The organism is Coleofasciculus sp. C1-SOL-03, from assembly GCF_040220555.1.
Taxonomy (GTDB): Bacteria; Cyanobacteriota; Cyanobacteriia; order Cyanobacteriales; family Coleofasciculaceae; genus Coleofasciculus.
The window spans coordinates 1-25253 of the sequence record NZ_JAVJUO010000193.1 but is presented as its reverse complement, the minus strand read 5'-3'; the positions used below and the strand labels follow the sequence as shown (position 1 = coordinate 25253).

Sequence of the window (25253 nt, the reverse complement as noted above, 5' to 3'; positions counted from 1 at the left end):
CAACTGTCCTAAATCAAGCCAACGCTACCGCAAATACCCAAATCAGGAGTGATTTACCATGTCTCGGAACTTAATCACGGCTGGGATAATTGATCCTTGCCAATTTTCTCTGGACGAAGTACGCCACCAAGTCGCTACATTTCTTAACATTCCCCTCCAGCACATCGATCGCGTCGAATGCTGGCGACACCAAATCTGGGTCAAGCTAGCCGAATCCCGTGCTATCTTTGTTAGTTATCGCAACTTGCCCCTGTGGATTGACGCAGGATTGGCGGCGATTAGGCGCTGCACCTCTCGTTCTCAGCTTGATGAATTAGGCGAAATCCTCCGCCGTGAACGTGACTGGTATGATCAGCATGACCAACCCGAAGCGGTGCAACCTTGGCGTCAGGCGTGGGCAAAACAGGCTGAATTCCTGAGAAAGGAGGACGAACGCCTGAAACCCATTCGCGCCCACCAACAAGCCGGACAGGATTGGTATGGGGCTTGGGAACGGGTACTCTACTGTTGCCGAGAGTTTAGCCGACTTCAGGGATTAGCCCCAGAAATTAATCAGCAAAGTCAGGATTTTCAGGATTTACCTGAGATTATGCAGAAGATACAGCAGTTGTGGCATCAACGCTGGCAAGAATTATCGGGTGCGATCGCGTAGTTTGTCGTCAGCGCTGTCTTCGCTTCTGGCACACTTCGTGTCTACTACTAACCTAGGATAGATGACAATAGCTGACATTCGGTCTCGCTTGCGGTTTAATTGTCAGAGTGAACGCTGTAAACGTTAATACAGTTGTCGCTCCACCCATGCTGAACGTATAAATAATCGGTTTAGCCCTTGGAAGTCAGCAGGATGGCAGGTCAAACCCAGAGGGGAAAGGGAAACATGAATAGCAATCCATCCAATCCTTCGGCAAATGGTGGTAAAACTATAAATATTGCTGATATCTTGGCACTTCCGGAACGTCAACGGCAAATTGCTCTGTTTATCCGTCGCGAGGAAGGGCATACGCTACCCGAAATTGCCGATCATTTGAATGAAGACGAACAGGCGATCGCTATAGAACTAGATGAGTTAGTTCAAGAGGGTTTCGTCCGAGAAATACAAGTAGAAGGTATTCCCCGTTACTACCGCAGTGAAATGAGACGACAAGGTAGCCAGTTTTCCGAGATGATTCAGCAAGCGCTGACACCGGGAAAACCTCTGTCTATGATTGTGAATCCCTCGGGGGATGCGCCAATTACACCCGGTTCGACGTTTGAGTTGTGCGTCACGATTACCAATGAGGGGAATCAAAGTGCCTTAATCGATATCTATATCGATGAAACCTCCCAATCCCTGCACCAGTGGTGTATTTCCCCCTACGAACGTCTGGCGTTAGGGCGAGGGCAAAGTAGTGAGGTGGTGTTCCAGATTCCGGTGCCACTGGATGCGACACCGGGCACCTATAATTATCTGCTGATGGTTGATGCCCAGCAGCATTACCCAGAAGATACACCCATCCAGCATCAAGCACGGCTGCAAGTCTTGCCTTTTGTCCAAGAAGCCGTTCGGGTTAATGATCCCACCTTCTCGCTACTCCCGATCACCAGTTCCGCCGCCCCAGCTTTGGTGCAACCGGGAGAACCCTTAGAGGTTCAGGTTTTGGTTCACAACCGTTCCGATCGCGTGGATCGATTTCGCTTAACTTGTCCGGATTTAGCCCCGATTTGGTATAAGGTGATGTACCCGGAAGGCTATACCGACACGGGGGTGGTGCGGGTGATGGATGGCTTGGAGTTGAATCCTGGTGAAAAGGGTCAAATTCAGTTAACGATAACCCCACCCGCAGATACGTGGGCGGCAATCTATTCCCCCACGGTGCGTCTATATTCCCTGAATAATCCCGACTTGGTGCTACTGGATGCGATTTACCTCCAGGTAATGCCGATTTACCTGTTAACTGTGGAGTTAGTCACCCTAGTCGGTAAAGTCAGCCATCAGTCCGGTGTTTTCGAGTTACAACTGTATAACGGCGGCAATATTACCCGTGACATCGCCCTCATCGCCAAAAGTGCCGATGGCGATGATCTGTGTACCTATACCCTGATACCCACCCAAGTACGTCTCGCCCCTGGCGGGTATGCGATCGCGAATTTAGAAGTACAACCTAGCCAGAAATGGTGGCGTAGACCCTTCTACGGGCGAGTTTTAAACTTTGTTATTGAAATTGAAGACCTACAACAGTTTCCCCTAATTAACAATCGCTTCCAAGGCACTTTAATCTGGGAAGGGCGTCCGTGGTGGCAATTTTTATTAGTTATTTTAGGTATAGTCGGACTGATTGGCGCATTAATATTCCTGCTGTGGTGGCTCTTTTTTAGTCCCAAACCTCGCCCAGAAATTATCGAATTTGCGCCAGCAGGAAAAAATTACTCGGCGGCTGATAGGGAAAGTGTACGCCTGAATTGGGAGATTACCAACCCCAAACGCATCCAAACCCTAAAAATACAAGGCGTATCCCCAGAGGGAGTCGTCACCAGTGGTCCGATTGCCTACAATTTTAGCCAGGGGATTCCCAATGAGTTAGAGCGTTTCTGCACAACCGATGAGGTTCTCAATTGCCAGAACGTGCCAACTGATGCTCGCGAACCGGGGGATTATGTATTTGAACTGACGGTAATTCCTGAAGGAAAAAAGAAGGGGGAAGCCGAGGAACTACAAACGAATACAGTCAAAATCACACCCTTTCCAATTCCTGAGATTGAAGAATTTGCCTCAACTCAACCCGTCTATCAAGAAGTCATTCAGCCCAACCCGGAAGCGGCAGACCAAGAAGCTAGTCCAACGGCTAATGAGGATAACTCACCTGAAGCGCAACCGCAACCGGAAGACCTAGGTATTTTACTGAATTGGAAAATTAGTCACCCCGAACAAATCAGACTCTTAAAACTGGTAGGTCGCAATCCTGAAGGAATTGTCACCTTTCCCATGCAATCGATTGATTTTAGCCAAGGTATTCCTCAACCCCTCCAAGACTCCTGTGAAATACAGGATGAGGCATTAGTTTGCATGAATCTTGCCACAGGTGTGCGCCAACCAGGAACCTATATTTTTGAATTAACGATTGTTCCCCGACAAGGAGAACCGGAAGAATTACCTGCTCAAAAAACTGATCCGATTAAAATTGAAGCCCAACCTGTCCCCTTTGATATTGTTGAGTTTACCGTTAACGGAATAGAAACCCTAACTCGCCCTAAATTTGTGGTGCAAATTTCTGAAGATGAATCAATACCTGTTCCCTTATCCTGGAAAGTTGAGGGAGGTAGAGATTTGAAAGTGGAATTACTTCCTGCACCCGGTACTGTACCACGGGAAGGAACGGTTCCTTATCCCCTGAGTCCAGAACCAAGTACGGAAACGATTACTCTGCAAGTCACCAATGAAGCCGGGGAACAAAAAAGCCGTTCAGTCACGATAGAAACGGTTCAACCACCGCCTCCAGAACCTGTGGAAATGACTCCCTTATCTCCACCAGGAGACACAGCTAACGGATTACCCACTCTACCACCCCCTCCACCCGGAGGGGATTCTACTGCAGAAGCGGGGACATCCCCCTCACCCTCACCCTCACCGTCACCCTCACCGGGAACTTCACCCTCTGGAACAGAACCCAAACCGCTACCCCTACCACCTGGCGGTTCACCTCCGCTTCCTCCAGGTGCAGATTCTCCGCCTCCGGCTGAACTTCCACCTAAGTTTAGGTAAAACGAATTGGGTTTATTCTTCTCTTGGGACTCTTAATCGTAACTCCTCAATTAAAATCGGTATCTCATTTTGATAGGACTTACGCAAAAGCTCTATTTGTAGGGTGTGTTAGCGTAGCGTAACGCACCTTTACCCCCATCAGTGGTGTGTCTGCGTAAGTAGATCAGGGCACGATAGTATCGTGCCCCTACCTAATCAATTATCCCTGAGTTGTGCTAGAGAACATTGCCCTGTCCTATTATTGCCATTATTGCCTAAACTCCAGTAAATTACCTGAGCCGATGAAAGAATTTCTTGACGACGTAAATAGTTACGACTTGATGTAATCCCCTGACGAGTAATTAAATCAACGTCTCGATTAAAGATCGTCTTTAACTCCGCTTCCATTTGCTCCAAACTGAAGAACGTGGGATGAGCCTCTGGATGAAATTGCACCATCACGTCAATATCACTATCAGGGCGAAAGTCGTCTCGCAAGACAGAACCGAATAAATAAAATTCTGTAACTTGCCAGCGATCGCAAAATGCTTTAATCTGCTTCATTGGCAGATCAATATTTTTAACGTTCATAACTTGACCGTAATCCTATCGTTCTCGTAGGTTGGGTAGAGCAATGGCGAAACCCAAAAGGCTAACTGAGAGTTTGGTTTAGGAACGAAACCTAACATACGAAGGTGACATACTTCCGTTGTAATTTCACTCAAAACTCTACCTTATCTTGTTAAGAGTTCCCTAACGAAGGGCTGAAGGGCTAAGGACGAATGTTAGTCTTTAACATCGAAATCTGCATCAGCTTGCCCAAAAGCTTCTCTTTGCCTGAGTTTCTCAGCATAAGCCTTAAGAATCTGATGATTGTCCAGGATTCCTAATTGAAGTGCCCACATCAGAACTCCTCCTGTGACAATATCCGCTGTCGTGAATTGGTTCTCGACCAGAAAATCTTGACCCTCAAGCGCGGCTTTTAACGGTTCAGAAACTTGGGCAAACCACGCCAATGTGTCATCCATTGAGAGTTCTGAACGTTTTTTCAGTGGCGATATCTTTTCAGGCAAATCCGGTAGCGCCTGAAATATATAATGCTCCACAGGTGGCTCTAATGTCACCATCGCATAAAAAAGCCACTGATAATAATACGCTCGTGCTGATGTTCCTGGGGCTGGAATTAATCCTTTGTCTGAGTATTTGTCTGCCAGATAAGCACAAATCGCCGCCGACTCAAAGATGGTCACATCTTCATCCACCAGAACTGGTACTTTGCCGTGAGGGTGTAAATTTTGATACTCTTGTTTGTCCGTTTGAGTGATATCTACCCGCACTAACTCGTAGGGAATACCCATTTCTTCTAGACACCACCGAGGACGCACAGCGCGTGTTGTTGGAAAGTAATAGAGTTTCATAAACCATCTCAATTTTTAATTTCCTGTTCTCCTGTCACCCTAAAGAGCGATCACCTCTAGGAATATGACTTTATGCCCAGAGGTCAGCTAACAATGAACCATAAACCGGAGCTTGTTCAACGGCATAAATCACAACAACCGTGTCAATATATATTCTAGAAGAGTCAGGCAAGTTTAGCTGTCCCATGCATCCCTTTCCGCTTGCAAATCTCGATTAATTTCTTCTAGATTTCGACTAGAGGGGCGCTGAGAGTGGATTTCTGCCAATATTTCCAGAATCGATTTCTCCGTCGATCGGCTTGACTTTTCTGGCAACAGAAGAATTACTTCAAAGTTTAGCGCAACGTATGCCAATCGGTGTCATTTACGGTTGAATCCACATCTGACACAATTTTGGGCATGGGAAGAGCAGGAAAAGCCCTTAAGCAGGTGTTAGACAATTACGGCATTAGCCAAAACCAAGTGGCGGTAAAGATGGGGATTGGACGTTCCAATATTTATCGCTGGGTACATGAAGTGAGAGATCCTGGCGCTGAGATGGTGATTCAACTCCGAGATGCGCTGCATCAGATTAATCAGACGGCGGCGGAAGAGTTTGTGCGGTTGTATTTAGGGAATCCGCCTGGGAATGATGATGAGGAGTAGTACCAACAATTTGAATGGTAGGGGTGGGTTTTTTTTTGACAGATGTCAAGGTTTGAATATTTTTTTAATATCAACAGAGCGATCGCATACCCTATCATAAGTCCGGATACGAGCGCTGGGGATCGAAAACTTCCTTAAGTACGCTTGTTTGTCCACGACTTCAGACGTATCCTGAACCCTGGAGTCATTGCAACTTAGAGGAAACAGCATGTTAGATAAACCCGAATCTCCGATTGAAGCCATTGACGCCAGAGAAATCCTCGACTCACGGGGACGCCCCACCGTGGAAGCGGAAGTTCGCCTCGCTAGTGGTTCCCTGGGATTGGCACAAGTTCCCAGTGGTGCGTCTACTGGCACCTTTGAAGCCCACGAACTGCGGGATGGTGATTCTCATCGCTACAACGGGAAAGGCGTTCTCAAGGCTGTCCGTAACATCAAAGAGAAAATTACCCCCGAACTCCTGGACATCGACGCCCTAGACCAAGCCACCGTTGACCACACGATGATTGATCGGGATGGTTCCAAAAATAAACATGAACTGGGTGCCAATGCTATCCTGGCAGTTTCTCTCGCCAATGCCAAAGCCGCCGCGAATGAATTGCAACTTCCCCTCTATCGCTATTTAGGCGGACCCCTTGCCAATCTTCTGCCTGTCCCGTTAATGAATGTGATTAACGGTGGTGCCCATGCCGATAATAATGTGGACTTTCAGGAGTTTATGATTGTCCCCGTGGGGGCTGATACCTTTCAAGAGGCGCTGCGTTGGGGGGCTGAGGTATTCGCCGCCCTGTCTCAGGTGTTGAAGGAGAAAAAGCTGCTATCCGGTGTAGGTGATGAAGGAGGCTATGCGCCGAACTTAGAGTCCAATAAAGCGGCATTGGAATTTCTAATTGCTGCTATAGAAAAAGCTGGGTATAAACCGGGAGAACAGGTGGCGTTAGCTATGGATGTCGCCGCCAGTGAATTTTATAAAGACGGGCAATATCTCTATGAAGGGTCCTCTCATTCTCCCAGTGAACTCGTTGATTATCTAGATCAATTAGTCAGTCAATATCCGATTGTGTCCATTGAAGATGGCTTACATGAAGAAGATTGGGATAATTGGCAACTGCTGACCGAAAAACTGGGGTCTCGTATCCAATTAGTTGGGGATGATTTATTTGTGACTAACCCCACGCGCTTGCAAAAAGGGATTGACTTAGCCGCCGGGAATTCCATCTTAATTAAACTCAATCAAATTGGGTCGTTAACCGAAACCTTAGAAACCATTGAACTTGCCACTCGCCATGGTTTCCGTTCAGTTATCTCTCACCGTTCCGGTGAAACCGAAGACACCACGATCGCAGATTTAGCCGTCGCCACTCGCGCCGGTCAAATCAAAACCGGTTCCCTCTGTCGCAGTGAACGAGTTGCCAAATACAACCGCCTGCTACGGATTGAAGACGAACTCGGCGATCGCGCCATCTATGCGGGTACGATTGGCATGGGACCTCGAATTGCCAAATAATTCCCATTTCTAAGAGTCTGACCCTGAGGTGATGGGGTGATGGGGTGATGGGGTGATGGGGTGATGGGGTGATGGGGTGATAACTCAACCGACTTCCATCACCTCATTAAACCGATCGCGTCCCGCATGATAATCCTTACTTTCATACCCCATAACATGGCGGACAATCCACTTCTGCGACTTACCATCCTCCATCAGTAAATGAATGGCTTTCCTTAACACCTGATCCTGATCAACAAACCGTTCCACAAACCAGTTTTCGGTTTCTGCGAAGCCCCGCTTATCATTTTCTGCACTCTGCTTCAGATAAACGGCGGCTAATAATGCTTTAAATGATTTGCCTAAAACGTTCTCATTTCCCAAATTCAGCGCCGTCAATTCCTCCGTCGTGATTTGATTAATAGAGTTGGCTTGATTTTCCTTAGACGTTAATTCCTTGAACAACTCATTTAAACTGCCCACTTTAACATTGGGGAGATAGCCATATAAATAATCCGCAACGATCGCCTTCAATACTGCATCTCCCAGAAACCTTAACTGTTTATTCGGTGACGAACGCTCTTTTTTATTTTTTAAATGACGCTCCAGCAACGGCGCAATCAACTGTTTAACCAACCAATTCCGCGCCTGGGAAAAGCCGCGATCCTGATGAATCGCCCCAACTAACGCGATCAACGCCTCCTCAAAGGGATTGTGAGTTTGTAAACGCAAGCGATGCCGTTCTTGGGTCAGTCCTAGAAACGGAAACCCTTCACCTAACCCCAGTTGATACCACAGTTTAGTTAACCGTTGTCCTTCGACTAACTTGTCCCGTAAGCCTTTGAAATTACCGACTTCCAAATAGGGACAATTGTGATATAAATAGTCAGTAATTACCAGATTAACGATGGCATCACCCAGAAATTTCAATCGCTCGTTATTCTGTTCATATTCTCCAATTTGTTCCGCATAAGAGCGATGCATTAACGCTAGGCGAAGTGTATCACTATGCTTGAATTGAATACCAATTTGGCTTTCTAAAGGTTCAGAATTCCATTCCATTAGTTTTAAAAGATTAAGACGTTTTCACAACAGGTAATTGCACCGTCAGGACTGAACAGGGAGCATGGTGGAGAACGTGATTACTGACACTCCCCAAAAGTAACTCCGAAAGCCCCGACAACCCCCGATGACCAATGATAATTAGATCCGCTTGCCAATTCTGCGCCACCTTACAGATGGTTTCCCCCGGAGTGCCTGGCACCTGGGTAAACTCCGCCGAGACACCCGCCGCCGTCGCTTCACCCGTGCGCGATCGCAAAATCTCCAGACATTCGCTTTCAAATTCGTCCCACTGCTTGCGGTAGGCGATATTCACATCATCCAATCGCCACGGGTAATAATCCGCATCGGAAAATCCTGGCATCCCCGGACTTGCGTCTTCTTCCGGAGACAGAACGTGCAACAGTAATAGATGACCCTTAACCGCTTTGGCTAACTCTAGGGCTTGATCAAAAACATGATCACCCATACCAGAGGTATCTATGGCAACAAGCATCTTTTCAAACATAACCACTTTCTCCAAAACCCTGGTAAATTATCGGGGTGTTACTCCTCTGACAATGGTATAATGTATTGCAAATCTGAATGATGCCGCTTGATTTCGGCAAAGCACTAGCTGATAGATGCTAATTCTAATCTAGCGATTATGTCGGAATCTGGCTCAAACATACACACAATAATTAATTTTTGTGAAACTATAGATGCCAGACTCATCTCAGGTTTCACAGAAACCTTTGCCGCCAATAGAAATCCGACACTCAACCTGGAAACCAAGGGCTGAGAGGGAAAAAATTCATGAGTTTAAATGCCCGCTTTGCGGTAATCAGCGACTTACACATCGCCCTGCCCCAAACTATTTGGGATGTTCCCACCCGCTTCCATTTAGTGGAAATCAGTATCCCGGCTCTAGAGCTAGTCTTTAATCATTTAGAGCGCCTTAATTTAGATTTTCTCCTGCTTCCAGGAGACTTAACCCAGCATGGCGAACCGAGTAACCATGACTGGCTACAACGGCGGTTATCCCAGCTACCCTACCCGGTTTACGTTATACCGGGTAATCATGATGTCCCCACACGATTACCCGATGAACGTTCGATTGGACTAAAAGACTTTCCCCACTACTATCATCAATTTGGCTATGACAATCCCGACCAACTCTACTACACCCAGGAAATTTTCCCCGGTGTGCAGCTTATTGGGCTAAATTCCAACCAATTTGACCAGACGGGGAAACAACTGGGTTGTCTGGATGCACCGCAATTGGCATGGCTTGAGGATGTACTTGCCCAAACCCAGGACAAGTTAGTTGTGGTTATGGTACATCACAATGTCATCGAACATCTACCGGATCAAGGGAAGCATCCCTTGGGACGCCGTTATATGCTGGATAATGCCCCTACCCTATTAAATCTGCTCAAAGCGGCTGGGGTGAATTTAATTTTTACGGGTCATCTTCATGTCCAGGATATCGCCTATTATCAGGGAATCTACGATATTACTACTGGATCATTAGTTAGCTATCCCCATCCCTACCGAGTCTTAGAACTGCGAACCGATAATTTAGGGAATCGCTGGTTACAGGTAGAATCCCATCACATCACCTCTGTACCCGGTTGGGAAAATTTGCCGGAAATTTCGCGAAAATGGATGGGCGATCGCTCTCATCCGTTTATGGTAAAGTTACTCACCGCCCCACCCTTATGTTTACCCCAACGCGATGCTGATCAACTTGCTCCCAGCCTGCGTAACTTTTGGGCAGATATTGCTGTGGGTGACGCCTGCTTTGATTTTCCCGACTTTCCTCCCCATATCCGCCGCTATTTTCAAACCTTTAGCGCGATGGATAGCAACGGTAAACCTGCTTTTATCGATAACCATACGACATTGCTCCTGGAGTCCTGAAGGGGTGACAAGCTCGCGTCAAAGGTAGGCAGGGTGTGGGGTGTGGGGCTTCTCGGTAAAGAACACAAAAGCCCCTAAGAGGAGATAGGGTAAGGAGCAAGCGCTCTTTCTGGCGAGCCAACGCCATCAACTCGAAGGACTTCAGGGTCAAAATGAATAAACAATACCCGACACCCCACACCCGACACTCCCCAAGTAGTTAACCCGGATTTGGTATCACTTATCATTTAGGGGTTGGGAATTTGCCGACTGAAAAACCGATCTAAAATTTCTGCGCGTTGATGGGAATTTAATTTAGGTAAGGCAGTTTCTCCAGATAATTCGTCTAACTTCGATAGTTTTTGCAAAAATTGTGATGTTCCTTTGTGATAGTCACCGTCAGAGCCTTTGACTTTCGCCGGTAACTCTACATCTTCATTTGGGGTTTTTCGTTTTGAGGATGAGGAGGGTTCTACAGAGGAAGACGCTTTGGAGGCTTTCAGTTTGGCGATAATTTCGGGAGAGGCGGGGTTGAGCTTTTGGGTGTCGTTGCAGAGGAAAAAGTAAAAGGTAAGGGTACTGAGTCGAATGCAATCGCCATCTTTCAGCGATATATGCCCATGTACCGGTTCACCGTTGACAAACGTGCCATTTGTGCTTTTAAAATCGACAAGGTAATATCCTTTGTTGGGCAAATAGTAAATTGCCGCATGATGACGGGATAAGTGGGGATCGGGAATCGATATCGCCAATTGGCGATCGCGACCAATCGTCCAAATTCCCTGAGGCTGAAACAGGGTTTGGGTTTTCCCCTCTACCAGATTGGTCATCAGACAAGGGCGCTGACTTTGCACAATACCCGTGACAAAGCGAACGGTTCGACTCGAGAATGTTTTATGCCCCGTTTTCTCAAGCTGGAGAATTTCATCGAGTAAACCCCGATGATACTCGTAGAGCTTCAGGAACACCTGGTATAGACCCAATCGTTGTTCGATTTCCATAAAACGAGCCGACAATTCCTAAACAACCTAATACCCATTGATGGGAACTTTAACATCCGGATTGGTCTATCGTTTCGGATGAACTCTACAGCGTTAGAAATTTTACCTAGAGATTAAAAGATCTAAGTAGGTGACTGTTGCCCCATTCAGATATCTGTCGAGTTCAAGCCAATCTTAACCTATTGCTTACGCTCTGCCCGTTGTTCTAGGCGAAATAGCCAAATCATTAGGGCAACGATGCCACTTTGTAGCGCCAGATTGGGCAATGCCGTCGCCACGTCTCGCCCCGCCATTAACTGTGCCAGGAAAACGAGTCCGCCAATAAAACCAGAGGCAGCAAATGCCCCATAGATAAATTTTCTCAGTCCTCGGTAGGGTGCTTTTGCTTCCGCTTTGAGTCGAGCGTATTTTTCCGGACTCATCTGTCGCGATTTGAGGTTCGACGGGGACGGACGCTTGTTTGGGTTTGAATGGGTCATGAGTTTCGTTGATCGTTCCTCTCTAGCTTAATGGTGACATGACATTCTCACCTTGGGCAGTGAATTATGCCAAATCTTGCTTTAATATGAAAAGAAGGTATTTTGGCAGTGATCTGCTTACAGGGTTGAGACCAAAGACCCAACAATATGCAGTGACTTGTGCCAAAGCTTGCTATAGTAGTCAAGTGATGCCGGTGTAGCTCAGTGGTAGAGCATTCGATTCGTAATCGAACGGTCAGCGGTTCAAATCCGCTCATCGGCTTAAACTGAATGCCACTGACTTTAGAGTTTGTAGTAAGCGCTGTCTTCGCTTCTGGCACGCTTCGTGCCTACTACGAACCCAGCTTAAGTCAGTGACATTCGGCTTAAACTAGTGCAAGAAGGCAGCAGTCCGAAGGCTCCAAGGCAGAAGGCGATAAGGAACATAATGTAGCTGCTTTTCGGGAGCTTGTTTATCCCCCCTCTAACGGAACAGGTGGCTCATCTAGGGGACGAATAATCGTGGGGGCGGGTTCTTGTTCTGGTTGTTTAAAGATTCCCTCCAGCGCCTTTTCTAAACTTTCTGCCATGACAATGCGATTTTCATAAACAACAATCACCCGCGCTAAAATAGGTAGGCTATTGCGTTCAGCTTCCAGGTAAAGCGGTTCGACATAAAGCAACGATTGCTCAATTGGAATCACCAACAAATTTCCCTGAATCGCCCGTGAACCCTGACGATTCCACAGTGAGATTTGCTGAGAAATGACTGGATCTTGATTAATCAGGGCTTCAATTTGTTCAGGTCCGTAAATCAGTTCTTGTTTAGGAAACTGATATAAGAGTAATTTGCCATAATTCTCACCATCTGAACGCCCTGCCAACCACGCAATTAAATTATTCCGTGCCTTCGGTGTAAAGGGATGCAGGAGAATGAACTCCTCATTCGTAGCCGTTGGCAGTTTCATAATCAGGTAGTAAGGTTCCAGGGGTTGCAACTCCCTACCGTAAATCTCTTGGGGAATCCGCCATTGGTCTTCCCGATTGTAAAAGACTTGGGGGTCAGTCATGTGATAGGTAAGCAATCGTTCCGACTGGACACTGAAGATGTCTACCGGATAGCGAATATGACGCCGCAGCGCCGGAGGCATGGTATCTAACGGTTTAAATAAGGTCGGGAAAATCTTGGTCCAGGTTTGAATAATGGGGTCATCGGGGTCTGCCACATAGAATGTCACATTGCCGTTATAGGCATCAATGACGACTTTAACCGAGTTGCGAATGTAGTTAAATGTATTGTCACCGGGGTCGGAATAGGGATAATGTTCGCTGGTCGTGTAGGCATCAATAATCCAGTACAGATAGGCTTGATCCGTTTCGGTTTCGCCACCCTGAGGATTCACCGTGACAATATACGGGTCGCGATCATAGTATAAGAACGGCGCGATCGCTCGAATCCGTTGGTTGATGTTGCGACGGAATAATACCTTGGTTTCTGGCGTAAAGTTGTCCGTAAACAGCATCTTCCAGTCTTTGAGATACTCGGCAAATAACACCCTGCGCCATAATGAACCAATCTGAACCCCCCCATTGCCATCGTAGGTATTGTAGACATTATCCTCACCACTGGGATAATCAAATTCCCGCACGTTGGTGGGAGTCATCACATAATTTTCCGTGAGTTGTCCGTAGTAAATTCGGGGTGCGCCAATGGGAATACTTTCGCGAATTAGTTGGCTAGACGTGGATAAATCGCCGCCTCTCCCTGGTGCCGTACCTGTACCAATATCTTTCACAAAATAGTTAGGCAATCCGCCACCACCCACCCGATTCACAGGACTCATGGTAAAGCCATAACCGTGGGTGTAGACTAAGTGTTGGTTGACCCAAGTTTGGGCTTGATCGGGAACCGATTCGTAGGATAATTCTCTGGGTGCAATAATCACCTGTTGCTTTTCAATGGTGAAACCGGGTGCGGGTATGTCGAGGGAAATGTCTGTGTCTTCTGCTTCTCGTTCATTGCTCTCTTCTGCCGCAAAGGACGGGGAAACACCAGTAGCTTCTAAGGGGAGCCTGTAGCGGTCAATATCAGCATCTGGAAATTCGTAGTAGAGACGGATACGTTGCAACTGACGATTGGTTTGCAGAATCGGACGAACATCCCAGAGGCGGATATTGCGAATCGTCAACACATTTTCATCTAAATTATCACTGGTGAGTTCGCCTTCGGGATTAAAGATTTCCACATTAATACTATCCAGGTCAAAGGCGGCTCGACTCAGTTTGATACTGCGTTCAATATAGGGGCGTTCGCGTTCCAATTCATTCGGCTGTACACCAAACCGTTGCACGGTTGCGGGAATTAGCCATCCGGCGATCGCGACCATCATCACATACAATCCTAGTAGGGTCAGCGTTCCCTTGCCACTCTTTTGTAGCAACTTAAACCCGATTATCGGTCTGAGGAGTAAAAATAGAGCAATTCCTAGGGCAACAATGCTCAATCCTGTATTAATCGGTAACTGTGCCTTAACATCGGTATAGCTAGCACCATAAGTAACACCACGAGTGGAATACAATAAGTCATAGCGCGATAACCAATAATGGAATGCCACCGTCGCCATTGCCAAGGAACCCAACCCATATAAATGATAGAGTTGATGGAGAGAAAATCCCGGAAACTTGCCGTGAGACAGGCTACCGCCAGACACTAAATAGGTTAAGGTGACAGCAATTAAACCAAATAGAAACAATCCTCCCAACCAAAAATCTAACAGTTGTAAGACGGGAAGTTTAAAGACGTAGAAACTAATATCTGTACCAAATAAAGGGTCGTTCGCGTTAAACGCCGTGGGTTGGAAATACTGTAAAACTCTGCCCCATTGTCCCGATACCACTAAGGCAAAAACTACCGAAAAAGCAACCGCCATCACCGATAACCAGAACTGGGAATTAATCACCAGTGCGATGACAATAGTCACTAAAGTAATTAGTTTGAGCAGTTGTCCCAGCAACTGTAGCCATACGTCTTGTAGGGAACCCCAATCAAAGGCAGAGGGTAAAGGTGGTGTGACACTGGGCAAATTAAAATCAGGTTGCCAAAAGTCAATCGCTGCTGTACCGTAGTGCAACAGCATTATCCCCACCAAGACGTAAAGGCAGAGCACAATAGGCAAGAGTAATCGTAACCTCAGCGCCAAAGAACCCCTTTGCAGGTTGAAGGGGGTGGAATCTTGTGCAGGAGTTTTGGGTATCGTCGGGTTAAGTTGGGTCGTTCCCGGAGGTATCCGACTGGGATTGACAGCCTGCTTAACCAGGGTGGCGGGATACTTTAGCCGATTAGCGAGAAATAAGTTGCTGAGGAGGAATCCAGCCGATAAGCAGCCCACAAACGCCCACAAACCAAGCTGAGTCCGCAAGCGTAACCAGAACGCTGACAAATAGTCAAGCTCAATGAACCAGAAAATTTCCGCAACTAGGTGAGCCAGCAAATCCCAGACTAGCCACAACCCCAACAGCAGGATGATAACTTTAAAAATGTGGTTCCCGAAGCGTTTAAACATATTGCTACAGAGCGGCGATAATATAAGTTATAGTAGTGTCTTGCTTAATCCGCAATGCGAAAAATACCTTCTTTTGCTTCAGCCAGTAGAGACGCGCCATGGCGCGTCTCTACGACGCTATTGAAACGGCAAACGCCGTGCGACTTTCCGCGATCGCGAAGCGTGTTCGTAGAACGTATCGCTCTTCGTGTGCTCTTCACGTATCGCACGCCGACCCAAAACCTTGTGACCCTTGCTGGGTGATGCTTTGGGGGGAGCATTTAAGGATTAAAGATAACCAACAGACTCGCGGTGAGTCACCCAGATGATTATCATTCTCATTCACGTATTCCTTCTCAATAAACCTGTCAATAAGCTCTCATCTTTTCAAGGCTTGAAGGGGGAAATGCTTGGACTGCCAAGATGAAAGAGCTGCTTGTCACCCCTTCAGGTTCCAGCTACAAATGGTTAGCCAACAAAATGATGATAATACGAAAAGCTACAGAAGCTGACATTCCTAACATCATAGCAATTGATCATATTGCAGTTGAAGAGGATGATCGAAAACAGCATATAAAAAAATGGGTGCTAGAGGGGAATACGGTAATTGCATTAGATGATGCCGATTTAATTGGTTACGCTGTGCTTGAATACACTTTCTTCTTCCAGGGATTTATCGCAATGTTGATGGTGAAACCGTCAAATCGAAGAAAAGGTGTTGGTACATCTCTAATCTCGCATTTAGAAAGAAATTGTAAAACAAGCAAGTTATTTACTTCAACGAATGAGTCCAATAAACCAATGCAAGAACTAATGGTGAAAATGGAATATCAACCGAGTGGGACTGTATATAATCTTGATGAAGGTGACCCAGAATTATTTTATTTCAAACTCCTTAAAAATGACTGCTAACAAATTTCTGAAGCCGAGGGCATTTAGGCCGCCGGTATCACCTAAAAATTTGTTTAACACGTAGTCCGTGGTAGCGTCAATACCTTGCTAGCCCCCTTACAAGGGTATGTATCATTCCAATAGGATATCCGAGATCGGATAGCGATGGAGCATGATTTTGACATCATGATACAGCAGAATCTTGTGGCAAACGGTACAACTACCATAAGTTTTGCTCAACTGTCAAGAAAAAGCCACTATTAATTCTATTGAGTCAAAAATAGCTAAAACCCTACCTGTCACAGGGATTCAATCTGGAGAAGAAAAATATTTTCAGTAACTTGTAATATCTAGCGTCATACAGGGAACACTTGCTAGAGTAAAGTCTAGACAGCAAAACAGAAAGGAAAACACCTCTGTATTCCGAGCAAATGGGCAAGCCAGAAATTAGGGATTGGTTTACAAGTCCCCTGTAAAAAGTCCTCCCACAAAAGCCGTGGGTGGCGTAACCAAGCGAAATGGTATCTACTGAGTTGCCTAAATACCCGTAAGTCTTATGTCTGAATACACCGCCGCCAGCTTTGCCCCTGTACAAGGATTTATCGAAAAATCCCGCAAACTTCGAGATTTGTATGGATCTTCGCTAATCTTATCCTTTTTGAGTTTTAAACTGGTGCAAAAGGCAGAATGCTTAGGACTCACGGTAATTTCCCCAGGATTGCCCAATGTGGCGAAGGGAATGCCGAATCGGATTCTAGTTCGAGGGAAATTTGACCGCAATCTTGTCCAAAATACTCTCCTAAAAGAATGGCAGACTATTCTAAAGATTTGCCGAGTGTGGATAGAAGATAACTTGGGTATCCCCAAAAACCAGTATTGTTGGTCACAAACTCAAGGAAAAACAGGACAAAGCAAAGGGGAATGGGAACGCTGGGAAAGTTACACTTGGGAAGTCTTTTGGGGATATGGGGACTCGGTTCAAGCCGCCATGGATGACTTGGAAACTCGCAAACTGAGGCGGGATTGGATTGCCATAAACTGGGTGGGCTCCAGTTCCAGTTTAACCGGAACCGATGCGATCGCGTGGCATCAGTTGGGTAAGCTAGACTCTAATCCTGGTCGTTTACTCAGCCAATCGGAACAAGAGGAGATGGAACTATTTTATCGTCGCTTGTCGTGGCTGTTGGATAACCCCGATGAACGAGTCGGACAACCAAGTTTGTCTCTGGAAGAGTTGAGAAAAAAGCAATCTCTACCTGATCAGAATCGCCAATATTTTGAGCAAATTGGCAGGTATGTTGCGCCGAATGAACGCCTGAGTATTCCGGAACTGGTTAAGCGTTTAGTTACCTACGACGTGATTGCTGATCACATTGGTATCGATAGACTCAAAGCCAAAGATGATGACCCAGAATTTAAAGATATTATCCGGGAACCGGGATATTGGACTGCTTGGTTTATGGGGGATGGTGATAAAGTTGGGGATAAGTTGAAAGTCCTGGCGAGTCGCCATGATCATGATCCCCAGCAGCGAGACAAGGAACTCAAACATTTTACCGATTTAATTCGGGAATGGGGACAGGAGTTTCAGAGAAAGCCAGACTTATTTCCCCAGGGAAAAGGACGGGTCATCTATGCGGGTGGGGATGACTTCCTCGGCGTATTGTACAGTAACGAAACCCAATCATCAGAAACACCGGAGAAGCTAAAACCGATAGAGGCGTTGCAGTGGTTATTAGCCTTAGAATCCCACTGGGAAAACCAGCAACAGCAGATTAAACAAGACCTAAATCTGGATTTTACCTATAGTGTTGGCTTTGTTTGGGCAGGACATCAAGTTCCCCAACGGGATATTTTACAGCATTGTCGAGACGCTGAAAAACGGGCAAAGAATCAAGGACGCGATCGCGTAACGATTCGGGTGGTTTTTAATAGTGGTCAATCTGTCCAATGGACTTGTCCCTGGGAGTATTTACCTATTATCACCCAGTACCGCGATCGCGACGGCAAATCCTGGGGAGAGGAACCCAATTGGAACCATATTTATAGTGATTGGGCGCAGTTAAAAGCCCGTCATGGAATTCGCTTAAAGGAAATGCAGGGAATGCCGATTCGGAAAAATGTCGCCTTGGCGATTTTTGACCTGTATTTTAATCAGGCGGGGGAAACCTTCAGCCAGGAGAATAAATGGAGTGATATTGCTGGCGATAACACCAATATCGTCATCGTAAATTGGATTAACGACTTGATTCAAGTGGGGTGGCAATTATGTCGGACAAGTACTTCAAATACTTAATCGCCGTCAAGCCATTAGGCTTCATGTATGGCAGTGCTGGTGCCTTTTTATCACCAGAGAACCTCGTCGGGCGATCGGGAACAAAGTTTCCACCGGATGCGGCGGCGATGGCGGGATTATTTTTTCATGCCAATCGCGAACATCAGTTTACCAATCATAAATATTTAAGCAATAATCTGGTTGTCGCGGGTGCTTTTTGGGCAAAACGGGATAAACCCAAAACCTTTTATGTGCCGATTCCTTGGCATAAAGTCGTCGCCGAAGAAGAGGACGATGAATGGTATTTTGTCAAGAAAAAAGTTGCACCATCAGCAGCCAGTGACACCGATAAAACCAACTGGATTCTGGGTCAGCATCGATGGCATCGGGATAAAAAAGACCTCAATCCCGATTATACCTGGCAATCGATTTATAGCTGGAACTTACCCGCCTCTGAACTTAGAGAACGTGTTGAGACAGCCCCCTGGGAGTTTATCCCGTTTTTACATCCTAAATTGAAACAGCAAGAACGTCACGTTGTTAACCAAGATGGACTCTTCTTAGAAAATGCCGTACAACTGAATCAAAACTATTGCTTAGTCTACCTAGCAAACTATGAACTTCCTAGCGGCTGGTATCGGTTTGGCGGGGAAGGACATTTAGTCGATATTCAGACGCATTCTCTCTCAGAAAACCACCGCATCAATAAACTCTTGCGCCAAAAGATTCACCATGCTTTTGCCCTCATTACTCCCGGCGTTTGGGGTTCCAACAAACTCTCCTATCGGTATCCCCACCATCCCAGTTTTTCCCATCAGGGACTAAAAATGCTCACCGATAGACCCATTCCTTACCGTTATCGTATCGGTGAATCCCAACCAGAAGATGCTGAGAAACAGGACTATGATCCGAGTAAAACGGGACGCTTAAGTCGGGGACGCTACGCCGTTCCCCCTGGAAGTGTTTACGTGTTCAAACATCCTCTCAATCTGACTTGGTGGGATTTTCCTGATGAATGGTTCCCTAAAGAAGGATTTTCCCTCAAGCATTTAGGATGTGGCTTATGTTTACCCATTGATATCAAAGGATTACCCCCATGTACCACAAAGGCTACGGCATAATTAAAACCCTCGCCCCCCTCCATGTTGGCGCAACGGCTGGCGAAGAAACGGGGAATTTAAATCTAATTTTTCGGGATCAATTTACCCAAACCGGAATCATTCCTGGAAGTTCTATGCGGGGACGGTTTCGGGCAGATATGCGACTCAAACGCCAAGATTGGTTAGAGTCACACCTAAAGGCGGTGAATGTGGAGATTCCTGATGCCGAGGTGTCAGAAATTGAAGTAAAAATTAATGGCATCACCAAGATAATTCCGCGATTAGTCTGGTTAGAACAACAGGCGCAGGCAAACAACCTGACAGTTCCTAATTCAATTAATGATAATTACTGGTATGGACAAACCGTACAGGGAGGAGACGATAATAGCACCACGGAAGCCTTGGTTAAATTTGAATACGCCTCCCTCGTCTGGTTACCTGTATTTTGTCCGGGTCAACCTGTGGTTTGGGTGACTTGTCCCTGGTTACTCAGACGATATCAAGACATCACCAATATTGATGCCGATGTTCCCGAACCGTACACCGCCGGGAAAGGGTTAGAAGGGAGACCAATGGCAGGACGTGGTAAAATTCTCTTCTTTAATTTAGGCTTCGTTGAGTTAGAACATGACGAGGATTTATCACCTTGGATTCCACCGGGAAGCCAGTTAGATAAAAACAAAATAGTTGTCCTCAGTGATAACGATATTGCCATGGTGCATGATATGGCATTATATCGTCAAAGTCGGGTAAAATTATTAGATGAGATGAAAAAAGTTGAGAATTTTTTCAATGTAGAAGCCTTACCCGAAGCCAGCGTCTTAGTCTTTCCCATCGCCCAGAAGAAAACCGGGTGGAAACCCTTTGAGGAGAAGGCATCCTTAGAATTATATTTTGGCGGATTAGAATCAATCGGATTTGGTCGGTGTCAGGTATTAATTCAGGATTAACCTCCCGTAGGGGCGACCCGCTGCACTAATGAAAAACACTATTTATTCAATTGACTCGGGTCGCCCTTTACCCAACCCACTATATCCTTCCCAATCGACCAATGAACCATGAATAAGCAACAATCAACAATTTAGGAATTAACCATGGCTTGGCAATCTTACGAACTGGATCACATCGCCCAAAAATTAGTCCTAGACGCCCGAATACGCGACCCTCAATCCCTGAATCAATCCCATAAAATGCGGCTAGCAGTAGCCTATGGATTAGAACGATTTTGGGGTGAACATTTGCGACTGCAAGGGAAAGAAGACAGCAAATCTCAATATTGGAAAGACACATGGGATGCACTACACAACCTGATGAAAAAAGCCGGAGTTATCATTCCTAATGACCCCATAAATCCTAACCAAATAGACGACATTAAAGCCATGTCCGAGAAATTATGGCAACTATCTATTGAGGATCAACGAGTCGCGATCGCGGTTTTAACCCAACTCTGTGATTGCATTGTCTGGTGGACACAACGATACAAAATTGGCAAGTAAATTGATGATAATTTATCCGTCCACCAATTATCAATCGTAGGGTGCCGTAGGGTGCGTTAGCGAAGCGTAACGCACCATGGATAAATTACCTAAATTTAAACCGGAAAACCAGGGTATGTAGGGGCGACCCGCCGCACACAATTGACAACACCCAACCTTAAATTAACCCGGGTCGCCCCCCGCCAACATTTAGACCAGGGCGAGTCGAGAAGCGTTAATTCTCTTCCCCCCTATTGATGCAGCGACTCGCCCCTACCCAATTCACCTGATAAATAATGATAAACTTGTAGAATAAACCGCACATTTTTAGAACGCAGATCAATGCGCCCCGACGATTTCTCTCATCAGGTAAAACGCCACTGAACCGAATCATGACCCCCATCCCCAACGCCTACAAAAAAGTCCCAATGATGTTCCGCGCCCAAATCCTGGGACGCAGCCAACTCCACTACATTGACCCCCAGAAGAAAAAAGACGGGGAAAAACAAGATGTCCAATATTGGGCAGAAGAATGGATTGAAAAAGCCGAATTTATTCCCCTCACCAATCAAGACGACAGTCAAAACGACACTTACCAAACCCAAACCTATCAAATTCGCTGGCGATTCGTCACCAATGGTGGACAAGATGATGGTATGATTCGCCCCGTTATCGGTGGTTATGGCATTCCCTTTTATCCCGGTAGTAGCATGAAAGGGGCATTCCGCCAAGCCTGTGAACAAGCGGAACAAGCTGGAATCATTCCCCCGAATCACTGTAATATTTACTGTGGCGATGAAACCAATGTCACCCCAGGAATTCTCCGCTTTCAAGGCGCTTATCCAATTAATGATTGGACAGAAAACTTAGTCGATTTAGTCCATCCTCAAGCAGGATGGCAAGTCAAAATTCAGAATACCAAGGGGAAGAATCAATTAAAAGGTGAAAGTGCTTATGCTTTGGTGTCTTTGGCTAAACCTACCTTACGATTTGGCATCTCTAGTATTAAACCTCTCTCTGCCGAACAATGGCAAGAAATCTGGCAGATTTGGCAATACGCGATCGCGGCGGGTTTAGGAATCCGAGTCAGTGCTGGATATGGACAGATTGAGACAGATTCAACTTCAATTTTATATCAGGTTCGGGTCAAGGGACAAGGACAAGCGGCTAAATTAATTGATGACACCGGAGAATTTCGTCCCAACATCTTTCGCGCCAGTTTACGGGGTCATGCGTTACGCCTATTTGGGGGCTTAACCGATGCCCAAACAGCGGAAGAATTAGTGGAACAACTGTTTGGTGGCGTGCGAGGAAATGGAACCGTGGGACTCTTAAAATTAGGATTTAAAACCGGGGAGTTACGGTTAGGGACGTTTGGTCAAAATGGGTATGAACAGCCCACCTATAACGTGGAAGGAGATATGATTTGGTCATTAACTCGCCCCCTCCCTGATGATCAACACGTCGCCTTACAAAACCTAGTCACGGATTTAATCTGGTTTGCCATGGTATTTGGTGGATTTGGTAAATCTTGGCGACGGGCAGATCATCGCTTATTTTATCCCGATGATGAGTATGAAAAGTTAATTGGTTGTCATTGGCAATGGGCAGGAGAGATTGACCGCAAAAATGCCTTTCGGATTTGGCATCCGACTAAAGTTAGCAAATTTATTAATTCTGTCTTAGACACGGCGAAAACCTGGATGGAATTACAAGGAAATCCCCCCAACCCTGATCATCATGCCAATTGGCGAGAATCCTGGCATCCCTCTCGCGTCCAGGTGTGGGGACGATTGGCAAAAAATCGGGATGAATGTGTGGCGATTGATTGGTTACATAAACCTTATCAACAAGGCATTCTTCGCGGCGAACCGGACAAAAGTATTAAGCGGACATCGGTAACCGGAGAACTGGGTCAAATTGGTCGCTTATGGCATCGAATGTATCCGCCGAAACTACTCTGGATTAAGAAAGAGGGAAAACTTCAACGGAAATCGACGAATCGGTTTATTGAGTTGTTAACCCTGTTTCCGGATCAGTCACCGGAATTCCAGGAGTTTGTCGAGTTTCTTCAGCAAAAGCCAGATGGATTTGAATTACTGTGGGGAGGACAATAATTATGGCGATTTGGATAGTTACCATTGGCAGTAGTGATGTGCAATTAGACAGCGACAACATCAGTCGCCAAAAAGGACGAAGGGAAAACCAGCGCAGTGATAAGGTGTGGAATAATTGGTATGAGGATGAGATTCTCGACGAATGCCATGGTATTGAATTTGAACCCAAGCAAATTTATAAAGATAAGACTGTGCCTTATCGAATCGAACCGAGGGTATTGGGAATGGTTTATCAGTATCATTCCCCCCAAATACAGGAACAGATTTGGTCGTATTTAACCTTTCCTCTGTTGGATACATTTGTGGAACGGTTAAAAGCAGAAACGGATCAGTTAGATAAAATTATCGTCCTGTTAACGGATCAATCCCAGATTTTTGCCGATTACCCAACCCAGCGCAAACCCGCCTGTCCATATTGGCAGGATACCCGTCAATTGCAGCCCATTGTAGCCCGATATTTTCAGACGGAGGACAAGTTTCCCCAAACTCCCTGTGAATGGATTTACCTAGCGCCGCAATCTAGTGATCCAGGATTAGCTGAATGGGATTATGTTCTAGATTTGGTACGAAACGAATTAGATTCTCTCCCCTTTACGGCGAACCCCAATCAGGCGACGAGTCAAACGGTTTATGTCAGTCACCAAGCCAGTACCCCAGCTATTTCTTCAGCCGTTCAATTTATGAGTCTCGCCCGATTTGGCAAACGGGTGCAATTTTTAGTCAGTAATGAATATAACCTAGAACGTCGGGCGAATGTTATTGGTAACTCCCAATATCTGCGGGGAATTCAGGTACAACAGGTGAAGGGATTAATTCAATCTGGGACTCCTGGTGCGGCGTTACACTTGTTAGAATTCGCGGAACTTAAGGGAAGTTTAGAGGCGTCGGTGGTTGTTGAGTTGGAAAAACTGGTGGATTTTTTCAATCTGAATCGTTCCCTAACAGATAAGTCAAATGAATTTGACGTTCAAGCAGCGACGGCGCGAATTATTGATGGGATTGCGTTGATTGAACGATTATTTGAGCAAGAGAATTATCTGCCCGGAATTGCGCTATTGGCGGCGGCGCAAGAGACGTTTTTGCGGTGTGCGATTACCACGGAGATTAAGGGGCGTTCAGTTTCGTTATCGATTAATGGAACTCAGCAAAGTTTTCCGGCGGCGGATTTAATTCAATGGTTAAGGAGAGGGTTACAGTTTGTTCCTGATCATGAATTGGAACAATGCTGGTCAGTATCAGGTGCTAATAAAAAAGACATCAATAAAACCATCAAGAGGCTCAAACTAGAAACGTTAGAGCAATTGCAGTTTCCGGTAACTGACCAAAGATTCGACGGAAAATTCGGGAAAGACCCCAACAAAATCAAAGACAATGAATTTATGCTCAAATGGCTGTGTCATCTCCGATCAGATTTTCAGCCGTGGAAGGTATTGCACTGGTCATGTATTCAGAAGAATGAAGCTGGAGAATATGAGGATGATATCCGTAACAAATTGATGCATAATTTGCAAGGCATGAAGCCGGAAGATGTGGTCAAGTATTTATTAGGGAATCAAGAGAGGACTATATCGGTTATCCAGGCGTATCAGACTGAGGTAAAACCGCAATTTATAGCCGCAATTCGTCTGTGTGGTTTGCCGTTTACTGAACCGAAGTTGGCGGAGAGGTTGCAAGGTCTGGCGGATGGGATTCGGATTCAATCAACTTATGATAAGTAATTTATTTTCTCTGGGCAAATTGTCAGTTATTTTCCCGATTAAATAGTTACTGAATTCGATGAACCGATTACTGGACTGGTGTTCTAGGGAGACTTCAGATCAACGATACCGTGCCGCAACTGCTTGTGCGGCTTGGCGATGCTTTTCCACTAAATCGGGTGGGGAGAGGACTTGAGCGCATCCCATATAACGGTAGACCCAGCGACTGAACTCGTGGAAGGAACGCGGGGGAAGCTTGATCATGTAATCGACGTGAATATATTCACCGTTGCTATCTTTCTTGGCACGAAGTTTTTGATGGGGGTGGCGACATTCACCTTCTAAATTGACGCTCCCTCACTGAAAGTGAGGGATTCTGCGGACAGAGTTAAGTTGTGGCAACTTCCACAATCTAACTCTCGCTACGGTTGTCAAAGACCGTCTACCCAGTCGGTTTAGGTCAATACCTAACTTCCTGGCTACTTTT

At 46.0% G+C, this 25253-nt stretch carries 21 protein-coding genes and 1 tRNA gene; 13 read left to right on the top strand and 9 right to left on the bottom strand.

What is annotated here, in order from left to right:
• The first annotated feature begins 58 nt into the window (after window positions 1-58).
• Complete coding sequence (locus tag RIE73_RS29425; RefSeq protein ID WP_446404546.1) at window positions 59-652, top strand: hypothetical protein; 594 nt, start codon at window positions 59-61, stop codon at window positions 650-652.
• 225 nt (window positions 653-877) lie between these two features.
• A complete protein-coding gene (locus RIE73_RS29420; RefSeq protein WP_446404545.1) occupies window positions 878-3739 on the top strand; it encodes a transcriptional regulator in 2862 nt (953 codons plus the stop codon).
• A 195-nt stretch (window positions 3740-3934) separates the two neighbouring features.
• Here RIE73_RS29420 and RIE73_RS29415 read toward each other — a convergent pair whose 3' ends face one another.
• The 3 genes from RIE73_RS29415 to RIE73_RS29405 form a co-directional block, all read right to left on the bottom strand.
• The gene (locus RIE73_RS29415; RefSeq protein WP_446404544.1) at window positions 3935-4309 is read right to left on the bottom strand and encodes a nucleotidyltransferase family protein; all 375 of its coding nucleotides are present in this window, start codon (window positions 4307-4309) and stop codon (window positions 3935-3937) included.
• Window positions 4310-4503: 194 nt separating this feature from the next.
• Window positions 4504-5136, bottom strand: a complete 633-nt coding sequence (locus RIE73_RS29410) for a glutathione S-transferase family protein (protein WP_446404543.1) — start codon at window positions 5134-5136, stop codon at window positions 4504-4506.
• Between the two features lie 174 nt (window positions 5137-5310).
• Window positions 5311-5490 (bottom strand): hypothetical protein, encoded by a 180-nt coding sequence (locus tag RIE73_RS29405; protein ID WP_446404542.1) that lies wholly within the window; start codon window positions 5488-5490, stop codon window positions 5311-5313.
• A gap of 45 nt (window positions 5491-5535) precedes the next feature.
• Here RIE73_RS29405 and RIE73_RS29400 point away from each other — a divergent pair, with 45 nt between their 5' ends.
• Window positions 5536-5781: a helix-turn-helix domain-containing protein gene (locus tag RIE73_RS29400; RefSeq protein ID WP_446404541.1), complete on the top strand. Its 246-nt coding sequence runs from the start codon at window positions 5536-5538 to the stop codon at window positions 5779-5781.
• Between the two features lie 208 nt (window positions 5782-5989).
• Window positions 5990-7288, top strand: coding sequence for a phosphopyruvate hydratase (gene eno, locus RIE73_RS29395; protein ID WP_446404540.1), 1299 nt, complete (start codon window positions 5990-5992; stop codon window positions 7286-7288).
• A gap of 84 nt (window positions 7289-7372) precedes the next feature.
• On the opposite strand, the gene RIE73_RS29390 is transcribed toward eno, so the two are convergent.
• Window positions 7373-8329, bottom strand: a complete 957-nt coding sequence (locus RIE73_RS29390; protein ID WP_446404539.1) for a ribonuclease III domain-containing protein — start codon at window positions 8327-8329, stop codon at window positions 7373-7375.
• A 13-nt stretch (window positions 8330-8342) separates the two neighbouring features.
• Window positions 8343-8837, bottom strand: coding sequence for a universal stress protein (locus RIE73_RS29385; RefSeq protein ID WP_446404538.1), 495 nt, complete (start codon window positions 8835-8837; stop codon window positions 8343-8345).
• 287 nt (window positions 8838-9124) lie between these two features.
• Here RIE73_RS29385 and RIE73_RS29380 point away from each other — a divergent pair, with 287 nt between their 5' ends.
• Window positions 9125-10231, top strand: a complete 1107-nt coding sequence (locus RIE73_RS29380) for a metallophosphoesterase family protein (protein WP_446404537.1) — start codon at window positions 9125-9127, stop codon at window positions 10229-10231.
• A 227-nt stretch (window positions 10232-10458) separates the two neighbouring features.
• On the opposite strand, the gene RIE73_RS29375 is transcribed toward RIE73_RS29380, so the two are convergent.
• The gene (locus RIE73_RS29375) at window positions 10459-11211 is read right to left on the bottom strand and encodes an FHA domain-containing protein (protein ID WP_446404536.1); all 753 of its coding nucleotides are present in this window, start codon (window positions 11209-11211) and stop codon (window positions 10459-10461) included.
• Between the two features lie 179 nt (window positions 11212-11390).
• Window positions 11391-11690, bottom strand: coding sequence for a DUF3493 domain-containing protein (locus tag RIE73_RS29370; RefSeq protein ID WP_446404535.1), 300 nt, complete (start codon window positions 11688-11690; stop codon window positions 11391-11393).
• 190 nt (window positions 11691-11880) lie between these two features.
• Between RIE73_RS29370 and RIE73_RS29365 the strand changes: the two genes are divergently transcribed.
• Window positions 11881-11952 (top strand) — tRNA-Thr (locus RIE73_RS29365).
• A 190-nt stretch (window positions 11953-12142) separates the two neighbouring features.
• On the opposite strand, the gene RIE73_RS29360 is transcribed toward RIE73_RS29365, so the two are convergent.
• Complete coding sequence (locus RIE73_RS29360; protein ID WP_446404534.1) at window positions 12143-15232, bottom strand: UPF0182 family protein; 3090 nt, start codon at window positions 15230-15232, stop codon at window positions 12143-12145.
• A gap of 402 nt (window positions 15233-15634) precedes the next feature.
• Between RIE73_RS29360 and RIE73_RS29355 the strand changes: the two genes are divergently transcribed.
• The 7 genes from RIE73_RS29355 (at window position 15635) to RIE73_RS29325 (ending at window position 24787) form a co-directional block, all read left to right on the top strand.
• A complete protein-coding gene (locus RIE73_RS29355) occupies window positions 15635-16123 on the top strand; it encodes an N-acetyltransferase family protein (RefSeq protein ID WP_446404533.1) in 489 nt (162 codons plus the stop codon).
• Between the two features lie 535 nt (window positions 16124-16658).
• Window positions 16659-18398, top strand: a complete 1740-nt coding sequence (locus tag RIE73_RS29350; protein WP_446404532.1) for a Cas10/Cmr2 second palm domain-containing protein — start codon at window positions 16659-16661, stop codon at window positions 18396-18398.
• Window positions 18371-19498 (top strand): type III-B CRISPR module-associated Cmr3 family protein, encoded by a 1128-nt coding sequence (locus RIE73_RS29345; protein WP_446404531.1) that lies wholly within the window; start codon window positions 18371-18373, stop codon window positions 19496-19498. The genes RIE73_RS29350 and RIE73_RS29345 overlap by 28 nt, the downstream gene beginning before the upstream one ends.
• Window positions 19474-20427 (top strand): RAMP superfamily CRISPR-associated protein, encoded by a 954-nt coding sequence (locus RIE73_RS29340; protein ID WP_446404530.1) that lies wholly within the window; start codon window positions 19474-19476, stop codon window positions 20425-20427. The genes RIE73_RS29345 and RIE73_RS29340 overlap by 25 nt, the downstream gene beginning before the upstream one ends.
• A 144-nt stretch (window positions 20428-20571) precedes the next feature.
• Window positions 20572-20973, top strand: coding sequence for a hypothetical protein (locus RIE73_RS29335; protein ID WP_446404529.1), 402 nt, complete (start codon window positions 20572-20574; stop codon window positions 20971-20973).
• Window positions 20974-21344: 371 nt separating this feature from the next.
• The gene (locus RIE73_RS29330; protein WP_446404528.1) at window positions 21345-23069 is read left to right on the top strand and encodes an RAMP superfamily protein; all 1725 of its coding nucleotides are present in this window, start codon (window positions 21345-21347) and stop codon (window positions 23067-23069) included.
• A 2-nt stretch (window positions 23070-23071) separates the two neighbouring features.
• Entirely contained in the window at window positions 23072-24787 is a 1716-nt protein-coding gene (locus RIE73_RS29325; protein WP_446404527.1) for a hypothetical protein, read from the top strand.
• Between the two features lie 99 nt (window positions 24788-24886).
• Here the strand turns inward: RIE73_RS29325 and RIE73_RS29320 are convergent, their stop codons facing one another.
• Entirely contained in the window at window positions 24887-25030 is a 144-nt protein-coding gene (locus tag RIE73_RS29320; protein WP_446404526.1) for a hypothetical protein, read from the bottom strand.
• Window positions 25031-25253 lie beyond the last annotated feature (223 nt).